This window comes from Bradyrhizobium sp. Leaf396 (assembly GCF_001424605.1).
GTDB lineage: Bacteria > Pseudomonadota > Alphaproteobacteria > Rhizobiales > Xanthobacteraceae > Bradyrhizobium > Bradyrhizobium japonicum_C.
This window is the reverse complement of record NZ_LMQJ01000012.1, coordinates 180,489-199,236: the sequence shown is the minus strand read 5'-3', so window position 1 is coordinate 199,236 and position 18,748 is coordinate 180,489. Positions and strand designations below refer to the sequence as shown.

23 protein-coding genes and 1 riboswitch are annotated in these 18,748 nt (G+C 63.7%); of the genes, 19 read left to right on the top strand and 4 right to left on the bottom strand.

Annotation, left to right across the window (positions count from 1 at the left end; all coding sequences use genetic code 11):
* Positions 1–48 precede the first annotated feature (48 nt).
* Positions 49–789 (top strand): response regulator, encoded by a 741-nt coding sequence (locus ASG57_RS14010; protein ID WP_024339498.1) that lies wholly within the window; start codon positions 49–51, stop codon positions 787–789.
* A 15-nt stretch (positions 790–804) separates the two neighbouring features.
* Entirely contained in the window at positions 805–2,127 is a 1,323-nt protein-coding gene (locus tag ASG57_RS14005) for an ATP-binding protein (protein WP_024339497.1), read from the top strand.
* Positions 2,128–2,129: 2 nt separating this feature from the next.
* On the opposite strand, the gene ASG57_RS14000 is transcribed toward ASG57_RS14005, so the two are convergent.
* A complete protein-coding gene (locus ASG57_RS14000; RefSeq protein WP_024339496.1) occupies positions 2,130–2,345 on the bottom strand; it encodes a hypothetical protein in 216 nt (71 codons plus the stop codon).
* A 226-nt stretch (positions 2,346–2,571) separates the two neighbouring features.
* Here ASG57_RS14000 and ASG57_RS13995 point away from each other — a divergent pair, with 226 nt between their 5' ends.
* The 8 genes from ASG57_RS13995 (at position 2,572) to ASG57_RS36680 (ending at position 10,313) form a co-directional block, all read left to right on the top strand.
* On the top strand, positions 2,572–3,120 hold the full coding sequence (locus ASG57_RS13995; RefSeq protein ID WP_024339495.1) for a lytic transglycosylase domain-containing protein: 549 nt from the start codon (positions 2,572–2,574) through the stop codon (positions 3,118–3,120).
* A 155-nt stretch (positions 3,121–3,275) separates the two neighbouring features.
* A riboswitch (TPP riboswitch) is annotated at positions 3,276–3,416 on the top strand.
* Positions 3,404–4,429, top strand: a complete 1,026-nt coding sequence (locus ASG57_RS13990; RefSeq protein WP_057196557.1) for an FAD-dependent oxidoreductase — start codon at positions 3,404–3,406, stop codon at positions 4,427–4,429. Its footprint overlaps the riboswitch before it by 13 nt.
* Positions 4,420–4,617, top strand: a complete 198-nt coding sequence (thiS, locus tag ASG57_RS13985; protein WP_024339493.1) for a sulfur carrier protein ThiS — start codon at positions 4,420–4,422, stop codon at positions 4,615–4,617. Before ASG57_RS13990 ends, thiS begins: the two co-directional genes overlap by 10 nt.
* Before the next feature lie 151 nt (positions 4,618–4,768).
* Entirely contained in the window at positions 4,769–5,551 is a 783-nt protein-coding gene (locus ASG57_RS13980) for a thiazole synthase (protein WP_057196556.1), read from the top strand.
* Positions 5,538–6,146: a thiamine phosphate synthase gene (locus ASG57_RS13975; protein WP_057196555.1), complete on the top strand. Its 609-nt coding sequence runs from the start codon at positions 5,538–5,540 to the stop codon at positions 6,144–6,146. The genes ASG57_RS13980 and ASG57_RS13975 overlap by 14 nt, the downstream gene beginning before the upstream one ends.
* Positions 6,147–6,343: 197 nt before the next feature.
* Positions 6,344–8,242, top strand: coding sequence for a phosphomethylpyrimidine synthase ThiC (thiC, locus tag ASG57_RS13970; protein WP_057196554.1), 1,899 nt, complete (start codon positions 6,344–6,346; stop codon positions 8,240–8,242).
* Between the two features lie 32 nt (positions 8,243–8,274).
* Positions 8,275–9,606: a serine/threonine-protein kinase gene (locus ASG57_RS13965; RefSeq protein ID WP_057196553.1), complete on the top strand. Its 1,332-nt coding sequence runs from the start codon at positions 8,275–8,277 to the stop codon at positions 9,604–9,606.
* The gene (locus tag ASG57_RS36680) at positions 9,603–10,313 is read left to right on the top strand and encodes a PP2C family protein-serine/threonine phosphatase (protein ID WP_082528946.1); all 711 of its coding nucleotides are present in this window, start codon (positions 9,603–9,605) and stop codon (positions 10,311–10,313) included. Before ASG57_RS13965 ends, ASG57_RS36680 begins: the two co-directional genes overlap by 4 nt.
* 26 nt (positions 10,314–10,339) lie before the next feature.
* On the opposite strand, the gene ASG57_RS36675 is transcribed toward ASG57_RS36680, so the two are convergent.
* A complete protein-coding gene (locus ASG57_RS36675; RefSeq protein WP_162250056.1) occupies positions 10,340–11,854 on the bottom strand; it encodes a protein kinase domain-containing protein in 1,515 nt (504 codons plus the stop codon).
* A 192-nt stretch (positions 11,855–12,046) separates the two neighbouring features.
* Here ASG57_RS36675 and ASG57_RS13955 point away from each other — a divergent pair, with 192 nt between their 5' ends.
* The 3 genes from ASG57_RS13955 to ASG57_RS13945 all read left to right on the top strand — a co-directional run bounded on the left by ASG57_RS13955 (position 12,047) and on the right by ASG57_RS13945 (position 14,020).
* On the top strand, positions 12,047–12,565 hold the full coding sequence (locus ASG57_RS13955) for a mismatch-specific DNA-glycosylase (RefSeq protein WP_057196551.1): 519 nt from the start codon (positions 12,047–12,049) through the stop codon (positions 12,563–12,565).
* Between the two features lie 242 nt (positions 12,566–12,807).
* Entirely contained in the window at positions 12,808–13,452 is a 645-nt protein-coding gene (locus tag ASG57_RS13950; protein ID WP_057196669.1) for a glutathione S-transferase family protein, read from the top strand.
* Positions 13,453–13,627: 175 nt separating this feature from the next.
* Positions 13,628–14,020 carry a hypothetical protein gene (locus ASG57_RS13945; RefSeq protein WP_057196550.1) on the top strand — a complete coding sequence of 131 codons (393 nt, stop codon included), beginning with the start codon at positions 13,628–13,630 and terminating at the stop codon, positions 14,018–14,020.
* 16 nt (positions 14,021–14,036) lie between these two features.
* On the opposite strand, the gene ASG57_RS13940 is transcribed toward ASG57_RS13945, so the two are convergent.
* Positions 14,037–14,471, bottom strand: a complete 435-nt coding sequence (locus tag ASG57_RS13940; protein ID WP_057196549.1) for a hypothetical protein — start codon at positions 14,469–14,471, stop codon at positions 14,037–14,039.
* Between the two features lie 462 nt (positions 14,472–14,933).
* On the opposite strand from ASG57_RS13940, the gene ASG57_RS13935 reads away from it, so the two are divergent.
* The 3 genes from ASG57_RS13935 to ASG57_RS13925 all read left to right on the top strand — a co-directional run bounded on the left by ASG57_RS13935 (position 14,934) and on the right by ASG57_RS13925 (position 16,211).
* Positions 14,934–15,317, top strand: a complete 384-nt coding sequence (locus ASG57_RS13935; RefSeq protein WP_024339483.1) for a RidA family protein — start codon at positions 14,934–14,936, stop codon at positions 15,315–15,317.
* Between the two features lie 142 nt (positions 15,318–15,459).
* The gene (locus tag ASG57_RS38360; protein WP_024339482.1) at positions 15,460–15,720 is read left to right on the top strand and encodes a hypothetical protein; all 261 of its coding nucleotides are present in this window, start codon (positions 15,460–15,462) and stop codon (positions 15,718–15,720) included.
* Positions 15,721–15,959: 239 nt separating this feature from the next.
* Entirely contained in the window at positions 15,960–16,211 is a 252-nt protein-coding gene (locus tag ASG57_RS13925) for a hypothetical protein (protein ID WP_024339481.1), read from the top strand.
* Between the two features lie 89 nt (positions 16,212–16,300).
* Here ASG57_RS13925 and ASG57_RS13920 read toward each other — a convergent pair whose 3' ends face one another.
* Positions 16,301–16,786 (bottom strand): molecular chaperone DnaJ, encoded by a 486-nt coding sequence (locus ASG57_RS13920; RefSeq protein ID WP_057196548.1) that lies wholly within the window; start codon positions 16,784–16,786, stop codon positions 16,301–16,303.
* 111 nt (positions 16,787–16,897) lie between these two features.
* Between ASG57_RS13920 and ASG57_RS13915 the strand changes: the two genes are divergently transcribed.
* From ASG57_RS13915 to ASG57_RS13905, 3 genes are all read left to right on the top strand, one after another.
* Positions 16,898–17,665 (top strand): SDR family NAD(P)-dependent oxidoreductase, encoded by a 768-nt coding sequence (locus ASG57_RS13915; RefSeq protein WP_024339479.1) that lies wholly within the window; start codon positions 16,898–16,900, stop codon positions 17,663–17,665.
* Between the two features lie 187 nt (positions 17,666–17,852).
* Positions 17,853–18,101, top strand: coding sequence for a helix-turn-helix domain-containing protein (locus ASG57_RS13910; RefSeq protein WP_024339478.1), 249 nt, complete (start codon positions 17,853–17,855; stop codon positions 18,099–18,101).
* A 109-nt stretch (positions 18,102–18,210) separates the two neighbouring features.
* Positions 18,211–18,729, top strand: a complete 519-nt coding sequence (locus ASG57_RS13905; RefSeq protein WP_024339477.1) for a collagen-like domain-containing protein — start codon at positions 18,211–18,213, stop codon at positions 18,727–18,729.
* Positions 18,730–18,748 lie beyond the last annotated feature (19 nt).

Here is an 18,748-nt window from a genome sequence, read left to right as displayed (position 1 = left end):
AAACAAAAATCTTCGCCATTTGGCCCGAATTTTGGACAAACAGAACGCATGGCCATTTCCAATCCCAACATCCTGGTCGTCGAGGACGACCGCGAAACGCGGACGCTGATCGCGAAGTACCTGCGCAACAACGCGTGCAACGTCACCGCCGTGAGCGACGGCCGCGAGATGTCCCGCGCCATGACCGATCACCGCGTCGACCTCATCATTCTCGATGTCATGCTGCCCGGCGAGGACGGCCTCAGCCTTTGCCGCAAGGTCCGCGCCGAATCGCAGACGCCGATCATCATGCTGACCGCACGCGGCGAGGACGTCGATCGCATCGTCGGCCTCGAGATGGGCGCGGACGACTATCTGCCGAAGCCGTTCAACCCGCGCGAGCTGCTCGCCCGCATCAACGCGGTGCTGCGCCGCCAGGCTGCCGCGCAGGCGGCGAGCGCGATCGAGGGCGCCTCGACGCTCGCCTTCGACGGCTGGCGCATCGATCTTCGCCTGCGCGAGTTGCGCAATCCGGAAGGCGCACGCGTGGCGGTGACCAGCGCCGAGTTCGATCTCCTGCGCACCTTTTGCGAACGGCCGGGCCGCGTGCTGTCGCGCGACAGCCTGCTCGACCTCACGCAGGGCCGCAACACCGGCGCGTTCGAGCGCTCCATCGACGTGCTGGTCAGCCGCATCCGCCGCAAGATCGAGCCGAACCCGGCCGATCCCACCATGATCAAGACGGTGCGCTCAGGCGGCTATCTGTTCACGCCGAGGACTGAAGCGGTCACGGTTTCCCTGAGCAGCTGAGCGGGGATGCCGACGATGAAGCCGTTCGGATTCTTCCACCTCAAGGGGATCGGCGGGCAGATCGCCGCACTGGTGCTGGCCTCGACCGTCGCGCTCCATCTCGTCGTCACGACCGCTTTCCTGATCAACCGGTCGGACCGCCACGACGCGCCGCCGGACGGGGCGCATCAACTCGCCGATGCAGCGCTGCTGCTCGGCGCGGCCGAGCCCGGCGAGCGGCCGCGCCTGCTTGCGGATCTGGCGCGCGCCTTTCCGAGGCTCGGCATCGAGATGCTGGCACCCGGCACCGCGACCGTCGAGACCAGCGACAGTCCGCACCTGCACGGGATGCGCCGCCATCTCGGCCCGGGCTTCAAGGCAATGCAGCTTGCCCCGAACGGGACTCCGGAGCGCGTGGGCGTCGAACTGCCCGACGGCACCATGATCGTAGCTCGTGTCGATGGCGGCCCCCGGCCGTGGTTCTGGGGGGCGCCCTGGCTGATGGCGCTGATGACCGCCTTCATCTGCGTCACCGTGCTCGGCCTTTGGGCGGCGCGCGCGCTGACTAGGCCGCTGTCCTCCTTTGCCGAGGCCGCCGAGAATTTCAGTCTCGACGGCACCGCCGAGCCGCTGCCCGAGCGCGGCCCCGAGGAGATCCGCTCGGTGGCGCGCGCGCTCAACCGCATGCACGAGCGCATTGCGCGGCTGATGTCGGATCGCACGCGGATGCTGGCCGCGATCAGCCACGATCTGCGCACGCCGATCACGCGGCTGCGCCTGCGCGCCGAGTTCATCGAGGACGAGGGCAACCGCAAGCGCATGCTGGTCGATCTCGATCAGATGCGCGCGATGCTGGAATCGGTGCTGTCGCTGCTGCGAAACGACCGCAAGATCGAGGCCGTGACGCTGGTCGACATCGCCAGCACGCTGCAGCTCATCGCCGACCAGTTCGGCGACATGGGCCACGTGGTGCGTTACGAAGGCCCGGCGTCGGCGACCGCCGCCGCGCGGCCCGACGACCTGCATCGCGGCATCACCAATCTCGTCGAGAACGCGGCGCGCTTCGGCGCCGAGGTGACGATCCGGCTCGCCGTCTCGGACACGGCGCTCGTCGTCGACGTCGAGGACGACGGCCCCGGCATTTCGGATGCGCGCAAGCAGGAGATGCTGGAGCCGTTCGTGCGCGGCGACGACGCGCGCACCATGGACGATTCCACCGGCTTCGGGCTCGGCCTCTCGATCGCGCGCGCGATCGCACTCGCCCATGGCGGCGAGCTGTCGCTGCATGACCGCAAGCCGCACGGGCTCATCGTGCGGATGCAATTGCCGCGATCGCAGGCGACCCGGCTGGCGGCTTGATGTCAGGCCGCCAGCGGCGGATGCTCGGCGGCAACCTCCCCGAAGATCGCCACCGCCTCGAAACGATAATTGCAGGCGTGGCAGGTCCAGAGGTAGGAGACGCGCCCCTCGCCCGGCTCGATCCAATCGGGTGCGGGGATCGGCGTGCCGCATTGGGCGCAGGGATTGTGTCTGGGGATGACGGCGGCGTGTGCAGTGACGAGACCGGCTTTTGTCATGGCACCTCTCCCGATTTGCAGCGCTTGCATACTCGCTTTCACACGCCGGCGCGAATAGACAGGCGTGCTGCCGCGAGCGCGGGTTCCATCCCGATCACGCTACGCCAGCTTTGGGTCGTAACGGCGGCACGGCACCGCAAAAACGCCATCGGCGGCGTTTGGTCACATCATCGCCGCGTTCTGGTCGCTTAACCGCAGCGGGCGCAGGCTGCTCAAGGAATAACTGATGAAAATTTTACGCGTTGTCGCGCTGCTCGCGGCCGGATTGACGTTGCCGCAGGCCGCCTTCGCCGGCGAAGCCGAATATGCCGAGATGGTCGCAGCCCATGCCCGCGCCAATGGCGTGCCGGAAGCGCTGGTGCACCGCGTGATCATGCGCGAGAGCCGCTACCAGCCCCACCTCGTCGGCCGTGGCGGCACCATCGGGCTGATGCAGATCAAGCTCGCGACCGCCCGCGGCGTCGGCTACACCGGCGATGCCGCCGGCCTGCGCGATCCCAACACCAACCTCACCTATGCGGTGAAGTACCTCGCCGGCGCCTATCGCGCCGCCAATGGCGACCACGCCCGAGCCGTGCGTTATTTCGCGGGCGGCTATTACTACGCTGCAAAGCGCCAGCGTCAGCAGTCCGTGCAGCTCGCCGGCATGGGCGAAGGCAATTTTGGCCAGCCCTGGCTCGAGCCGAACGGCAATCCGCAGCCGATGTTCGGCACGGCGCCGCCTCGCAAGCTGGCTCAGCGCGTCCGCAACGCGCGGGCGCAGGTTCCGCACTAACCACCGTCATTCCGGGGCGATGCGAAGCATCGAACCCCGGTGCGCAATTGCGCACCCGAGAATCTCGAGACTCCGGGCCCGGTCCTGCGGTCCGCCCCGGAATGACTCGTCCGCGGCAACACGCGTTGACACCGCCCGCCACTGGCATACATTAGACCCGTTCCGAGGGGTGCTCCGAGGAGGAGCTGAGATACCGCTAAATGGGCAATCCGCCAACACCGGCTGCCCAAGACCGCGGTGACCCTTTGAACCTGATCCGGGTCATGCCGGCGAAGGGACAGGGATGTTGCAGACCACCAAGCGACCGGATTCCCCGGTATCCATCATCGGCGCAGGCATTGCAGGCGCATGGCAGGCGCTGCTGTTCGCGCAGGCCGGCCACGCCGTCACCTTGCACGAGCGCGGCGACGAGGCGATGACGGAGGCCACCAGCCATTGGGCCGGCGGCATGCTGGCGCCCTATTGCGAGGCCGAGGTCGCAGAACCCATCATCAGCCGCCTGGGCTTGCGCTCGCTCGATCTATGGCGGCGCGAGCTGCCCGACACGCCCTTCAACGGCTCGCTCGTCGTCGCTCATCCGCGCGAGCGCAACGACTTCGAGCGCTTCGCGCGCATGACCGAGGACCACCGCCGGCTCGATGCCGCGGGCCTCGCCGAGCTCGAGCCCTCGCTGGAGGGCCGCTTCCGCGACGCGCTGTTCTTCCCGGCCGAGGGCCATGTCGAGCCGCGCCGCGTGCTGCCGAAGCTGCACGCGCGCATCCGCGCCGCCGGCGGCACCATCAGGTTCTGCAGCGACGTCACCGCAAGCGATCTCGCCAACTCGGATCCCGAGGGCATCGTGATCGACTGCCGCGGCCTCGGTGCCCGCGACGAGCACAGCGAGCTTCGCGGCGTCAAGGGCGAGATGATCCTGATCGAGACCGACGAGGTGCAGCTAGCGCGCCCGGTGCGGCTGATCCATCCGCGCTGGCCGCTCTACGTGATCCCGCGCGAGGCCGGCCGGTTCATGCTGGGCGCGACCTCGATCGAGGCCGAGGACACCGGCGTCAGCGTGCGCTCGGCGCTGGAGCTCCTGGGCGCGGCCTACACCGTGCATCCGGCCTTCGGCGAGGCCCGCATCGTCGAATTCGGCTCGGGCCTGCGCCCCGCTTATCCCGACAATTTGCCGCGCATCGGCATCCGCGGCGGCAGGATCAGCGTCAACGGGCTCTACCGCCACGGCTTCCTGATCGCGCCCGCGCTCGCCGAGCTGACCCTCGCCTATGTCGAGCGCGGCCAGATCGACAACGAGGTGATGCGATGCGCGTGATCGTCAACGGCGAGCAGCGCGAGGTGAACGCGGCCAGCGTCGACGCGCTGCTCACCGAGCTCGACTACGAGGGCACCCATTTCGCCATCGCGCTGAACTACGACGTCGTGCCGAAAAGCCGCTGGGCCGAAACGCGGCTGAAGGCCGGCGACGAGATCGAGATCATCACGCCGCGGCAGGGAGGGTGAGCGGGATGGCGCACTCTCTTCGCGGCGACGGCTCTTTTTGGCCCGTCATTCCGGGGCACGCGAAGCGTGAACCCGGAATCTCGCGCCACAACTTCGAGATTCCGGATCGGCCCGCGTACCGCGGCCCGTCCGGAATGACGGGGACTTCAACATGGTGACCTTCTACGGCAAGACCTTCGCCTCGCGCCTCCTGATCGGCAGCGCGCTCTATCCCTCGCCCGCGATCATGCAGGACGCGATCCGCGCGTCCGGCGCCAACATCGTCACGGTGTCGCTGCGGCGCGAATCCGCCGGCGGCAAGACCGGCGACGCCTTCTGGAAGCTGATCCGCGAGCTCGACGTGTCAGTGCTGCCGAACACCGCCGGCTGCCGCACCGTGCGCGAGGCGGTGACCACGGCAAAGCTCGCGCGCGAATTGTTCGGCACGGCCTGGATCAAGCTGGAGGTCATCGCCGACAACGACACGCTGCAGCCCGACGTCGTCGGCCTGGTCGAGGCCGCGACCATCCTGACCAAGGACGGCTTCGAGGTGTTCCCCTATTGCACCGAGGATCTCTCGGTCGCGAACCGCCTGGTCGATGCCGGCTGCAGGGTGGTGATGCCATGGGCCGCGCCGATCGGCAGCGCCAAGGGCATCACCAACCGCGATGCCTTGAGGCTGCTGCGCGAGCGGCTGCCCGACATCACGCTGGTGGTCGACGCCGGTCTCGGCGCGCCCTCCCACGCCGCGCAGGCGCTGGAGCTCGGCTACGATGCCGTGCTGCTCAACACCGCGATCGCCAAGGCCGCCGATCCCGTCGCGATGGCGACCGCCTTCCGCCTCGGCTGCGAGGCCGGGCGCACCGCCTACGAGGCCGGGCTGATGAACGCCCGCGACTTCGCCTCTCCTTCCACCCCTGTCGTTGGGACCCCGTTCTGGCATGCCGTATCCTGATCGCTTCTATCCCGTCGTCGACAGCCTCCAATGGGTCGAACGCCTGACCAGGCTCGGCGTCGGCACCATCCAGCTGCGCGCGAAGGAGCTGAACGACGCCGCCGCTCTGCAGATCGTCACCGACGCGCTGGCGATCACCAAGGGCACGGAGACGAAGCTCGTCGTCAACGACTATTGGCGCGCGGCGATCGTCGCCGGCGCGCAATATCTGCATCTCGGCCAGGAGGACCTCGCCGAGGCCGACCTCGCGGCGATCCGCGAAGCCGGCCTCAAGCTCGGCATCTCCACCCATGACGACGCCGAGCTCGCCACCGCGCTCGAAGCCAAGCCCGACTACGTCGCGCTGGGCCCGATCTTCTTCACCACGCTCAAATCGATGCGCTTCGAGCCGCAGGGCATTCCCAAAATCACGGAATGGAAGAAGCGCATCGGCGATATCCCGCTGGTCGCCATCGGCGGCATCAAGTTCGAGCACGCCGCGGAGATCTTTGCCGCGGGCGCGGATTCGATCGCCGTCGTCTCGGACGTCATCCAGAACCCCGATCCGGATGCCCGCGTGCGGCAGTGGCTCGGCGTGACCAAGGAGACGGCATGACCGAAACTCTCTCCGCTCGTCATTGCGAGCGAAGCGAAGCAATCCAGAATCCCTCCGCGGAGACAGTCTGGATTGCTTCGTCGCACCAGCGCAAAATTGCTACGCAATTTTGTCGCGGCCTCCTCGCAATGACGGAGCGAGAATTCAACGCCGTCGCTCCAACGCACGCACACCAGAATTAACCCGGAGGATTCCCCATGAACATCCGCTCCAACCCTGACAAGACCGTGCCGGCCGTCACCACCGGTCCCCTGCCCTCCTCCCGAAAAATCTTCGCCACGCCGGACGCCGCGCCGGACCTGCGCGTGCCGCTGCGGGAGATCATCCTGTCCGAAGGCGCGGGCGAACCAAACCTGCCGGTCTACGACACCTCCGGTCCCTACACCGACCCGAGCGTGACAATCGACGTCAACGCCGGCCTGCCGCGCAATCGCAAGGCCTGGGTGCTGGAGCGCGGCGGCGTCGAGGAATATGAGGGCCGCCAGATCAAGCCGGAGGACAATGGCAGCGTCTCCACGGACAACGCCGCGCGTGCCTTCTCGGCCTATCACAAGCCGCTGCGCGGCCTCGACGGCCACAAGATCACCCAGCTCGAATTCGCCCGCGCCGGCATCATCACCAAGGAGATGATCTACGTCGCCGAGCGCGAGAACCTCGGTCGCAAGAAGCAGCTCGAACGTGCGGAGGCTGCGCTTGCCGACGGCGAGAGCTTCGGCGCCTCGGTGCCCGCCTTCCTCACCCCGGAGTTCGTGCGCTCGGAGATCGCGCGCGGCCGCGCCATCATCCCCTGCAACATCAACCACAGCGAACTCGAGCCGATGATCATCGGCCGCAACTTCCTGACCAAGATCAACGCCAATATCGGCAACTCTGCGGTGACCTCGTCGGTCGAGGAGGAGGTCGAGAAGATGGTGTGGGCGATCCGCTGGGGCGCCGACACCGTGATGGACCTCTCGACGGGCCGCAACATCCACACCACGCGTGAATGGATCCTGCGCAACTCGCCGGTGCCGATCGGCACGGTGCCGATCTACCAGGCGCTGGAGAAGTGCAACGGCGATCCGGTCAAGCTGACCTGGGAGCTCTACAAGGACACCTTGATCGAGCAGTGCGAGCAGGGCGTCGACTATTTCACCATCCATGCCGGCGTGCGCCTGCAATACATCCACCTCACCGCCAGCCGCGTCACCGGCATCGTCTCCCGCGGCGGCTCGATCATGGCGAAGTGGTGCTTGGCGCATCACAAGGAGAGTTTCCTTTACACCCACTTCGACGAGATCTGCGACCTCATGCGCAAGTATGACGTCTCGTTCTCGCTCGGCGACGGCCTGCGCCCGGGCTCGATCGCCGACGCCAACGACCGCGCGCAGTTTGCCGAGCTGGAGACGCTCGGCGAACTGACCAAGATCGCGTGGGACAAGGGCTGCCAGGTCATGATCGAAGGCCCCGGCCACGTGCCGATGCACAAGATCAAGATCAACATGGACAAGCAGCTCAAGGAATGCGGCGAGGCGCCGTTCTACACGCTTGGGCCGCTGACCACCGACATTGCGCCGGGCTACGACCACATCACCTCAGGCATCGGCGCCGCCATGATCGGCTGGTTCGGCTGCGCCATGCTCTGCTACGTCACGCCGAAGGAGCATCTCGGCCTGCCCGACCGCAACGACGTCAAGACCGGCGTCATCACCTACAAGATCGCCGCCCACGCCGCCGACCTCGCCAAGGGCCACCCCGCCGCGCAACTGCGCGACGACGCCCTCTCCCGCGCGCGGTTCGAATTCCGCTGGACCGACCAGTTCAACCTCGGCCTCGACCCCGAGACCGCCAAGAACTTCCACGACGAGACCCTGCCGAAGGAAGCCCACAAGGTCGCGCATTTCTGCTCGATGTGCGGCCCGAAATTCTGCTCGATGAAGATCACGCAGGACGTGCGGGACTACGCGGCGACGCTGAACGATCCGAACAGCGTGGGGATGTCGATGAGCGGCACGGCCGAGGACGGCATGGCCAGGATGAGCGCCAAGTTCAAGGAGATGGGCAGCAGCGTTTATCTGGATGCGGAGAAGGTGAAGGAGAGTAACCGGGTGTTGTGAGGGACTGACTGCCCTTAGCGATTGGGTGAACATTGGCGAAGTACAAAAGACTAAAAGAAATCGGAAAAGGCTCCTTTGGCGTCGTCGATTTAGTCGAGGACTCCAAAGGTCATCGGTGGGCGATGAAGACCTTCACACCGCCCACATTGCCCGGGGTGACCGCCGAGGAATTGAGAGCTCGATTTGAGCGGGAAGTTCGCTACCAGCTTCAAATCGACCATCCAAATGTTGTGAACATCCACGATTTCGATCTGGATGCAAATCCGCCGTGGTTCGTTATGGAGCTTGCGAGCTGCAGTCTAGCAGATGAGCTGAAAGCGGATCGCACGCTGGGCGGCGACCCCAGAAAACCATTGTTTGATATTCTTGCGGGGCTAGAAGCCATTCACGAAAAAGGGTACAAGCATCGTGACCTCAAGCCAGCGAATGTCTTGAAATTTAACTCTTCGAAGAAAGATAGTCGCTACGCGATCTCGGATTTTGGCTTGATGTCCCCTGAGGCCGGCCTGACTTCAACGTTGACGGCGAGCAACATGGGCGGCGGGACACCACTGTATCGAGCGCCAGAATGCGCACTTAATTTCAAGCGCGCCACGATTCAATCCGACATTTACTCTGTGGGCGCGATCTTACATGACATCTTCGGCGGTGGCGTAAATCGGCTTCCGCACGTGGAACTAAATGTTTCTGGTAGCCTGTCACCCATCGTTCAACGATGCACAAAGCAGAACGTTCGACGACGATACCCGAATGTCGCCAAGCTTCGAGAGGACCTTTACGAAGCCCTGAGCAAGGAGAAAATATCCTTTACCTCCAAAGAAGAAGAGGAGGTTGTCAATCTACTTCACTCGAAAGAGGAACTTACGCCCGACGAATGGGATCGCGTCTTTCAACAGATCGATGATAACGACGAAAAGGGCAACACAAACCATGCACTATTTCGCTCGCTCAGCATTTCTCAGCTCGAGAAGCTCGCGCAGGATGCGCCGGATCTCTTCGCCTCACTCGGTAAAGACTATGCAAAATACGCAACCAGCGGCGGATTTGATTTTGACTATTGCGATGTAATCGCCAATCGGGCGGAGGTCTTTTATAGGGAGGGCGAATTCGATCTAAAGGCGAACATTGCTCTTGCCCTTCTGGACTTGGGCATTAGCCACAATCGATGGTTTGTTGAAAGAACCTTCGTCCGAATGGTGGGAACGGGCATATCCGACGATCTGGCAAAGCGAATCGCAACTGAGATCGACGTTCAAGGAATAGATTTTAGCAACGAGATGGATCGACTCGAACGGTCAATAGGAGCTCAAAGAGGAAATCTTCATCCAATTCTTCGCGAGAAATCTGAAGCGGCAGACACATGACGATAAATAGCTACTGCTTCTCCGTCGTCGGCAAGAAAATTGAAAATGAAGACGCTATGCTGTCTCGGGGTGCGCAGGACGGAACCTGGTTGGCCGCAATCGCCGATGGAATGGGGGGACAAGCTGGAGGTCGAGTCGCATCAACAATAGCCGTTGAGGCCGTGGATCGGGCCGTAGATAAGATACCCCGACCGTCCATAAGTGAGATTTTTGCAGAAGCCAAACATCAACTCCAGCGCCGCTCTGAGGAGCGCCCAGAACTATCGCGCATGGGCACAACACTGACGTTAGTAGTAATCGAAGGAACACACGCTAGTGTGGGTCATGTAGGGGACACGCGAATCTATCACCTTCGAAACGAAGGCATCGTCGCGAGGACCGTAGATCAAACTGAAGTTCAGGAACTAATCGCTCGTGGCGTACTCTCGAAGGCAAGCGCTCGCCGCTACTCTAGACGAAATGTTCTCCTATCGGTCTTGTCCCCTGCAAGTGAGTTTCAGTTATTTCAAACCGACTTTGAACTACAAGAGGGTGACCGGCTCGTTTTATGCACCGACGGCATATCGTCCAAAATCTTTGCCAAAGAGCTTCGTGACTTATCACTCGAATGCAAAACCGCGCAGGAATTCTGCGCCCGCCTCATGAGAGAGGTCGAATCTCGTGACCCTAGAGACGACTATTCGGCCATATGTATCGACATTCTATGATGCGATTCGATAAAGCAATCTTTTTTCTATGTGAGCTTTTTCCGCCCCGGTTTCCTGCGCGCTGTAGCGAGGCTCTTATCTCCGACAGTGTGCTCCTTGAATACGTCACTTAATGACGCAATCGCTTCTTCGCATACGCGAAGCTGTTCTCCACGATCAATGCTTCGCAGGCCAGCGATCACGCGAATATGGATAACCTCAATCTGCTGAGCGAATATCGTCGCACGAAACAACCTATCATAAGGTCGCCAGATAAGAGTTCCGATCACGGACGACACTCCCAGCGAGCCAAATATTCCGCCCCACGCGAAGCTGCCCGTTGTGATCGACATAACCACCGCAATTACGATCATCAATATGATCAACGAGAAACAGATGACTGTCATTGCCATCCCAATGCGCCAAGCCGACTTCACTCTTTCGCGAGCGCTTGTAAACACCTCCGAAACCTGATCGAGGATTGCTGCCTCGGGCTCTGCAGCGGAAATGGAAACCTGCCGATTTCCCTCTGCAAATAATACTAGCGTTTCCTGTTCGAGATTGGCTCGAATATCTCGTAGTGCAACCACCGCCGTTGCTGTGCCAGCATCCTGATCGTGTTTTGCGCGAAGCTGCCGTTGCTCAATTGTCGTAAACGATACATCAGATGGTATATCTGATAAAATTGATCTCGCTATTGAAGCAGCAGTACGAGCTTCAATAACTTCGCGATCGGGGCTAACGGATAGCAGTTGAGCTACGAAGTTTGCTATGCGCGCCTTCAGACCGCCTGGAAGACGCGTGAATGCCTCATTATGCTTTGCGATGAGATCCGAAACGGAACGATCGGTTAGAGGCCGATCGTAACTTGTCTGGCTGGTGAGCAATTCGAGGGAGATAATCCCCAAAGCATAAACATCGACGTAGGTATCAACAGGCGTGCCAGCCAACATCCCTCGACTAACGGTGATGCGATCGGTATGAACCCGCTCGCTGTGGGCTGAAGCTCCCTCTCTAAACACGGGATGCAAGTACCGCCACGTCGAAACAAGCTCCACAGCATTATCAAGTCTACGGATCATCCCGAAGTCGATAAGGCGGACCTCTTCATGATCTGATCGAACGAGGATATTTGAAGGCTTGAGATCGGCATGAACGACCTGCGCGGCATGCAACTCGGCCAGAGCTTCGGCAACTTCCGCAATAAAATGGAAGTTTGTTCGTAGCCCCTCCGTACCGTTCCTTATAATATCAGCTAAGCTATTGTAATCATTAAAAAATGGCAGTATCTGATAATCAAATTGGTCAAGTTCTCCTACAGCTATCGGAGCCGCCCATCTCGCTAAGGGGATGCCAGACAGGAGACTATGCAGTGCGATCAAGTGGCGCTGGTAGTCGCCTTGAGCGGAGGTGCGCTTGGGAAAAAATTTAACTACGACATCAGAGCTTGCCAGGGTATCTCTCGCAAGCCAAGTTGCCCCAGACAACCCTAGACCTAATTGCCTGACCAGCGAGTATCGCCCATCGATCGATAGGCCAGGTTTAATCTGATCATTATTCAAGATATTCGCAGCCCATCGAGTTGAAACGACCCACATTCAACTACAGCGAGCTTTGTGGCACAACAAGCGATTGAATAATTCAAATGCGGGGGCAAGATGACTTCAGTCTTGCTGGCTTCCGAAATGGGCTAACCCGCCCTGCCCCCCTCGCACGAATGATTTCCGCAGCCCATAGCCCGTCCAGTTTGCGCAGTGAATAAGCTAAGGAGCGAAGCCCACCGCCTCCCCGATCTCCTCCGCCCCAACCTCCGCCTCGTCTTCGTCGGCACCGCCGCCTCGACGCGCTCGGCGGAGCTCGGGCACTACTACGCCCATCCCGGCAACCGCTTCTGGCGTGCGCTCCACGAGGCCGGCATCACGCCGCGGCGCTATCAGCCAAGCGAGTTCGCTTCGCTGATCAAACTCGGGATTGGCTTCACCGATCTCTCCAAGACCGGCGCCGGGATGGATCACCAGATCGCGCCGGAGACGATCGACATAGCCGGCTTCAGGGCGAAGATGGAGAAGCACCAGCCGCGCGCGATTGCGTTCACGAGCAAGAAGGCGGCGAGCTTGTTTTACGGCCGGCCGTCGGCAGCGATTGCGCTGGGGCGGCAGACGCGCGATGCGAGCCTGCCGGAGATCTTCGTGCTGCCCTCGCCGTCGGGCGCGGCGTCCGGGAGCTGGACGCTGGAGCCTTGGCGGGAGCTTGCGGCGTGGCTTTGTTCATAGGGTCAGCAAACAATAGCGCCTCATGCTCCGCTGTCGTCCCGGCGAAGGCCGGGTACGACCAATTGAAGGGCGGGCATTGTCGGAAGCCGGCGCGCCCGTTCGTCCTTGGAAGCAGAGTGCCAGGACGCAAAAACCCGTCGTTGCGAGGAGCCCTTGCGACGAAGCAATCCAGGCTGCCTGCGCCGCGACAAAGCTGGATTGCTTCGCTGCGCTCGCAATGACGGAGTATGGAGCTACAGACGATGCCCACCATCACCGCCTTCGAAAGCTCTCCCGATCGTGGCCGAGGACAGGCGCGCGACATGCGCGTGCGCTGGGCGCTGGAGGAGGTCGGCCAGCCCTACGACGTTCGCCTCGTCTCGTTCGAGGACTTGAAGCAGCCGCCGCATCGTGCGCTGCATCCGTTCGGGCAGATTCCGACCTATGAGGACGGCGATCTCGCGCTATTCGAGTCCGGCGCGATCGTGCTGCACATCGCCGAGCGCCATGCCGGGCTGCTGCCGCTTGACGCGAACGGCAGGTGCCGTGCGATCGCCCGGATGTTCGCGGCGCTGAACACGGTGGAGCCGCCGATCGTCGAGCTCGGCATGGCCATGCTGCTCGAGCGCGACAGGAGCTGGTACGCCGAGCGCCTGCCCATGCTGCAGGACCGCGTCCGTGTCAGGCTCGGCGAACTGTCCTGCCACCTCGGCAATGCCGAATGGCTCGATGGCGCGTTCAGCGCCGGCGATCTCATGATGGTGACGGTGCTGCGGCGGTTGAACACGTCGGGGCTGCTGGAAGAGTATCCTGACCTCGCCGCCTATGTCGCCCGCGGCGAAGCGCGGCCGGCCTTTCAGCAGGCCTTCGCTGCGCAGCTTGCGGTGTTCAACGCCGCGCGTTCGTAGCAACCACGGGCCGGCTGCATCGTCTCTCGGCTAAACGTCGAACGCGCGATGCCGCGCGTGCTTCGATGCAACGATGGCCGCAGGCCCGCGTATTGCAACCGCGACATTCCGGCGATACCACTCCGGGTGAATGAGCCGGTTATCAACCGCCTCCACACCTGAGGAAACCTGCGCAATGAGCGACGATCTCTCCGGCGTCTGGGACGGCAGCTACATCCAGCCCGGCGTCGGCATGATCACGTTCACGGCGACCCTCGTCGAGACCGGGGGCGCGCTGAGCGGGAGCGTGACCGAGCCCTGCATGATGCCGGGTTGCCCGGTGAGCACGCACAATTCCTCGATCTCGGGTCATCGCTCCGGCAGTGCGGTCTCGTTCATCAAGCGCTACGAGCCCCCCGGCTTCGGCTACGACCGTGTCACCTATGAGGGCACGGTGAACGCCGAGGCGACCGAGATCGACGGGCGCTGGCGCCTGCCGGGCCATTCCGGATCGTTCCTGATGATCCGCGCCGGCAAGCCTGCGCAGGCGGTAACGACCGAAAGGCGTGCCAAGGAGCCGGCACGCTGATCCATTCTGCGATCCCCTACCGCATCGTGATCGCAAACCCGCTGAGATCGGCGTTCGCCATCAGCCCGACCTGGTGGCCGGTCAGCTCCAGCACCGCGCCCTTCTGGTTGGTCAGCACGATGGCGCGGGCGCCGCGGCCGACCGCAAGGCCGGCACCGGCCGCGCCGTAGACTCCGGCGACGTCGGAGGGACGGTTGATGTTGGAGACGCGCCCGCGCAGCACGGTCTTGGAGCCGCCGAACACGAGGCCGTAGTCGAGCCCGCCGGTCGAGAGCGCATAGGTGCGGCCGCGGAAGTTCAGCACGCCCGAGCCGCCCGAGCCGCCGATGATCCAGCCCGCCTTGTAGATCGTCAGCGTCACGAAGCCGCTGTCGGCCCGCGCGGCGCTCGAGAGGCCGGCCAAAGCGGCGATGACGAGCAGCGCGGCGCGAAAGGTGGATGCGATCTTCATGGGTGTCTCCGGGGGCTGTTTCCAGGGCAGGATTGGCGAATCAGACGCGAGGAATTTACCCGATCGATCGCGGCGGCAACATGATGGGGCGGAGGACGCGGGTTGCGGGTTGTAGCAACGCCCCAATTGTCATCGCCCGGTTCAGCCGGGCGATCCGGCATTCCAGAGGTCCGCGTTTGGAAGTCACTCTCGCCATATCAGACGCAGCGCACTGGATGCCACGTCCAGGCCGGGGCATGACGGCGGAGTCTTGGGCCGCGCACCGACCGTCGCCAGCATGCCATTCTGCCCCTGTTTTGCCCGACGGCGCAAGCGACTACTTCGACTTTCACGAATTCTGGAAAACATCAATGATTTCCGTGCAGCGCCTACTGTGCATGGGGTTGTTTTCGCATTTTCGTTTTGAGAGGCCGCCGTCTGCCGCTACGCTCACGCGTCAGCGACCGCAATCGAGGTGATCCCATGCCGATCCAGCATTTCGCGCCCCCGCCGCACGTCCAGGCGCCGCCGCTGTCCTTTGCGACGCGCGTCGGCGATCTCCTGTTCGTCTCCGGCATTCCCGGCTTCGATGCATCGGGCGCGCTGCCCGACGGCTTCGAGGCGCAGTTCGCCAATGTCGTCGTCAACATCCGCCGCGTGCTGGGCGAGGCGGGCGCAACGTTCCGCGACCTCGTCAAGGTCAACGTGCTGCTGACCCGCGCCGGCGATGTGGCCGCCATGAACGCGCTCTATGCCGGCGCCTTCGGCCCGCCGCCCTATCCGGCGCGCACCACCTGCGTGGTGCAGGCGTTGCCCAGGCCGGAGATGCTGATCGAGATCGAAGCGGTGGCGTCGCTGGCGGGGTGAGCGTGTGGCCTGCCGGGCACGCGGCCGAACCAAATGCCTCGTGCGCACCTGACATGTCCGTGAGCGGCGGCTCCCCGGCTTGCCAAGGCTTGGCTTTTACCGCACGAGTTTTTGGATCACATTCCCCACCAGGAGATATTTCATGCGTCGCGTTCTCGCCCTCTGTGCCGTTGCCGGCATTGCCAGTTCCGTGTTCGCCGTGCCGGCCTCGGCGAAGGTCGGCTATTACGTGATCCGCTGGGACAACACCGGCATCTGCCAGGTCTGGAACGAGGACCTGCAGTACAAGCCGCTCCAGATCGGCGTCTCCACCTACAAGGTCGTCAGCAAGTCGTTCCCCACCTTCCAGCAGGCCTCCGACCTCCAGATCAAGATGCGCGCCGAGCGCAAGTGCACGCTCTGAGCCGGACGCGGCAGATCGCATTCGAAGGGCGGGTCGCGGGCGCGATCCGCCCTTTCTCGTTGCGGACGCGGCCCCGCATTTTCCAGCCATGATCCTGCGTTTCGCGCGCCCGCTTTGAACCTGTCCCAGCCGCGGAACTACTCACATCTTGTCCGGGGCGCCTGCCCAGAAGCGTCCCGCGCCAGCCCTCCCCGCATTGCCGGGAGGCGCATCACATCATTCATTTCGAGGAGCTGATCATGCGTCGTATTTCCGTGCTGTGCGCTGCCGCCGGCCTTGCCGTCACTGCGTTCGTCGCCGCGAGCCCGGCCGAAGCCGGCTATCACCTGATCCGCTGGCAGGACAGCGGCTTCTGCCAGATCTGGGACGAGAGCATCCCGACCACGCCGTGGCCGGCCGGCTATCACCGCGCCAGCGCCAGCGTGCCGACCTTCATCGACGCTCTCGTGCTGAAGGATGCCGCGCTGAAGAGCGGCAGCTGCACTTGGTAATTCGATCGGCGGACGAAGAGCCGGGCAAGGACGGGCATCCGTCCTTGCCCGGTTTTGTTTGTGTTGCGTGATCGCGGGCTGATGCGCGCTCACGCGTCCTTGTGCGCGCCGGGATGGATCAGGATATCGCGCGCGGCGGCGAGGTCGATGAAGGCTTGCGCGCTGCCGCCGTGATCGGGATGCATGCCCTTGGCGGCGCGGCGATAGGCTTGGTTGATGTCCTCGCAGGTGAGCTGCACGGCGAGCGGCAGGCCGAGCATCTTGCGGGCGCGATCCTCGCTCGACAGCTTCTTCGGCATCGCATTGCGGCGACCAAAGCGCGGCGCGGTCAGATCGTGGACGACCTCGAGCACCACGCCGAGACGGCGCTGCGCCGCCAGCGTCACGCTATGATCGTCGTTGTCCACCGCCTGACGCAGCACCGGGAGGGCCTGCTCGGCGGCCTGGCGCAGCGTGACGTCGCTGCTCATCCGCGCGATCTCGGCCACCAGCCGGCCGGCCTCGGCCCAGTCGGGCGAGTGCGCCGACCGCAATCGTTCGAGGGCGAGTTTCCAGGGGTCGAGCCGTTCCATCATGCGCGCAACGTTTAGCAATCAGAATCAGTATGCCAAGGCCGCCGTTTCCGACCCCTTAATTTCGAGTTAGCTTTTCGTGGCACTTCGAAAAGAAACCGGGAGGAATATGTCATGGCGCAGCTCGCAAACCACATCGCCGTCGTCACGGGTGCCGGCTCCGGCATCGGCCGGGCGATCGCTGCCGGCTACGCGCGGGAAGGCGCGCAGGTCGTGCTGCTCGACGTCAACGCCGACACCGTCGCGGAGGCCGCGCAGGAGATCCGCAAAGCCGGCGGCAAGGCCGAGAGCTTCGCGCTCGACGTGACCCGGCGCGAGGATTGCTTCGCGCTGGCCAAGCAGGTCGAGGGCAAGGTCGGGCAGGTCTCGATCCTCGTCAACAACGCCGGCATCACCCGCCGCAATGCCTTCACCGCAGAGACCGAGACGGTGGCAAAGGACTGGAACGACATCATCTCGCTCAACCTCAACGGCGTCTTCAACATGACGCAGGCGTTCCTCGCGCCCTTGCGCGCCAGCAAGGGGCGCATCGTCAACATCGGCTCGATCCAGTCCTTCGTGCATCTGCGCACGCCGAGCTCGGCGGCCTACACCACATCGAAACACGGCGTGCTCGGCTTCACCAAGGCGCTCGCGGCCGAACTCGGCAAGGAAGGCGTGCGCGTCAACGCAATCGGCCCCGGCTTCATCGAGACCAACATCAACGCCAATGTGCGCGCGACCAATCCGGCGCTGGTGCAGGCCTTCCTCGATCACACCCCGCTGGCGCGCACCGGCAAGCCCGAGGACATCGTGGGACCCGCGATCTTCCTGGCCTCGGACATGTCCGCCTATGTCACGGGCACGATCGTGATGGTGGACGGCGGATATCGGACGGTGTGAGGGAAGACATCTCCCGCCCGCGGGAATCGCGGCCGCATCTTGGCATTCTCAAGGTCAATTTGCTGCGGCGCCCTGCGATTAACCTTTCATTAACCAAACGCGACCACCGTAGATCTACGGCTTGGGGGTCGTTTGTTCTCGATCCGCTTCCGACGATGGGAGCGGGCGTTGATCGGGGAGTGTGTTGATGACCACTGTTCATGTCGCTGCGTCCGAATCGGCCGCACAGTTTCTTGCCCCCAACCAGGTCGTTCCGCTGCTGATCGGCGCGACCGTCGACGAGGTCGAGCGCGAGCTCGTGCTGCAGACATTGGCGCGCTGCGACGGCAACCGCACCCGCGCTTCGCGCGTGCTCGGCCTGTCGGTACGCACGCTGCGCAACAAGATCCGGCTCTATGCCGCTTCCGGCATCGACGTGCCCGCCTGCCAGGACTAGAGCGAGGGTCGCGTGCTTCGACGTGGACGGCGTCCCGCGATGCACGGGAAGAATTGCTGCTGTCGTCAAACGCCGCTAAGTAGCTTGCTTCGGTGAAGGGAGCAGCGGCGTGGCAGACGATCAGGGACGACGGCCGGGACCTCAGGGCCCTCGCGGGCGACAAGGAGAACCGGGACGGCCGGGGCCGCAAGGTCATCCCGGCCGGCGCGGGCCCGACGGCGCGCGCGGCAAGCCGGGACCGCAGGGCAAGCCGGGTCCGGTCGGGAAGGCGGGCCCGCCCGGCAAGCCCGGCCCCCAAGGCAAGCAGGGCGAAGCCGGCCCGCGCGGGCCGGCCGGGCCGCAGGGACCCGCCGGACCTCAGGGCCCGGCAGGCCCGCAAGGACCGCGCGGCGAACCAGGTCCCCCCGGTCAGCTGCCGTCGATCGAGCAGGTGCTGCCGTGGCTCGAGCAGCTCTTCGATGCCTGGGACGAACGTCGCCGCCAGCGCGAGCGCGAAGCCGCCGAGCGCGACGCGCTCGAGGCCGCCGTGCGGGAAGTTGATGAGCCGGTCGCCGATCACGAGAGCGATGACGGCGAAAGCGGTGAGCACAAGAAAAGGAAGAGAAAGAAGAAACACGGCAAGGATTAGCCGGGCGCCAGAACGCGCG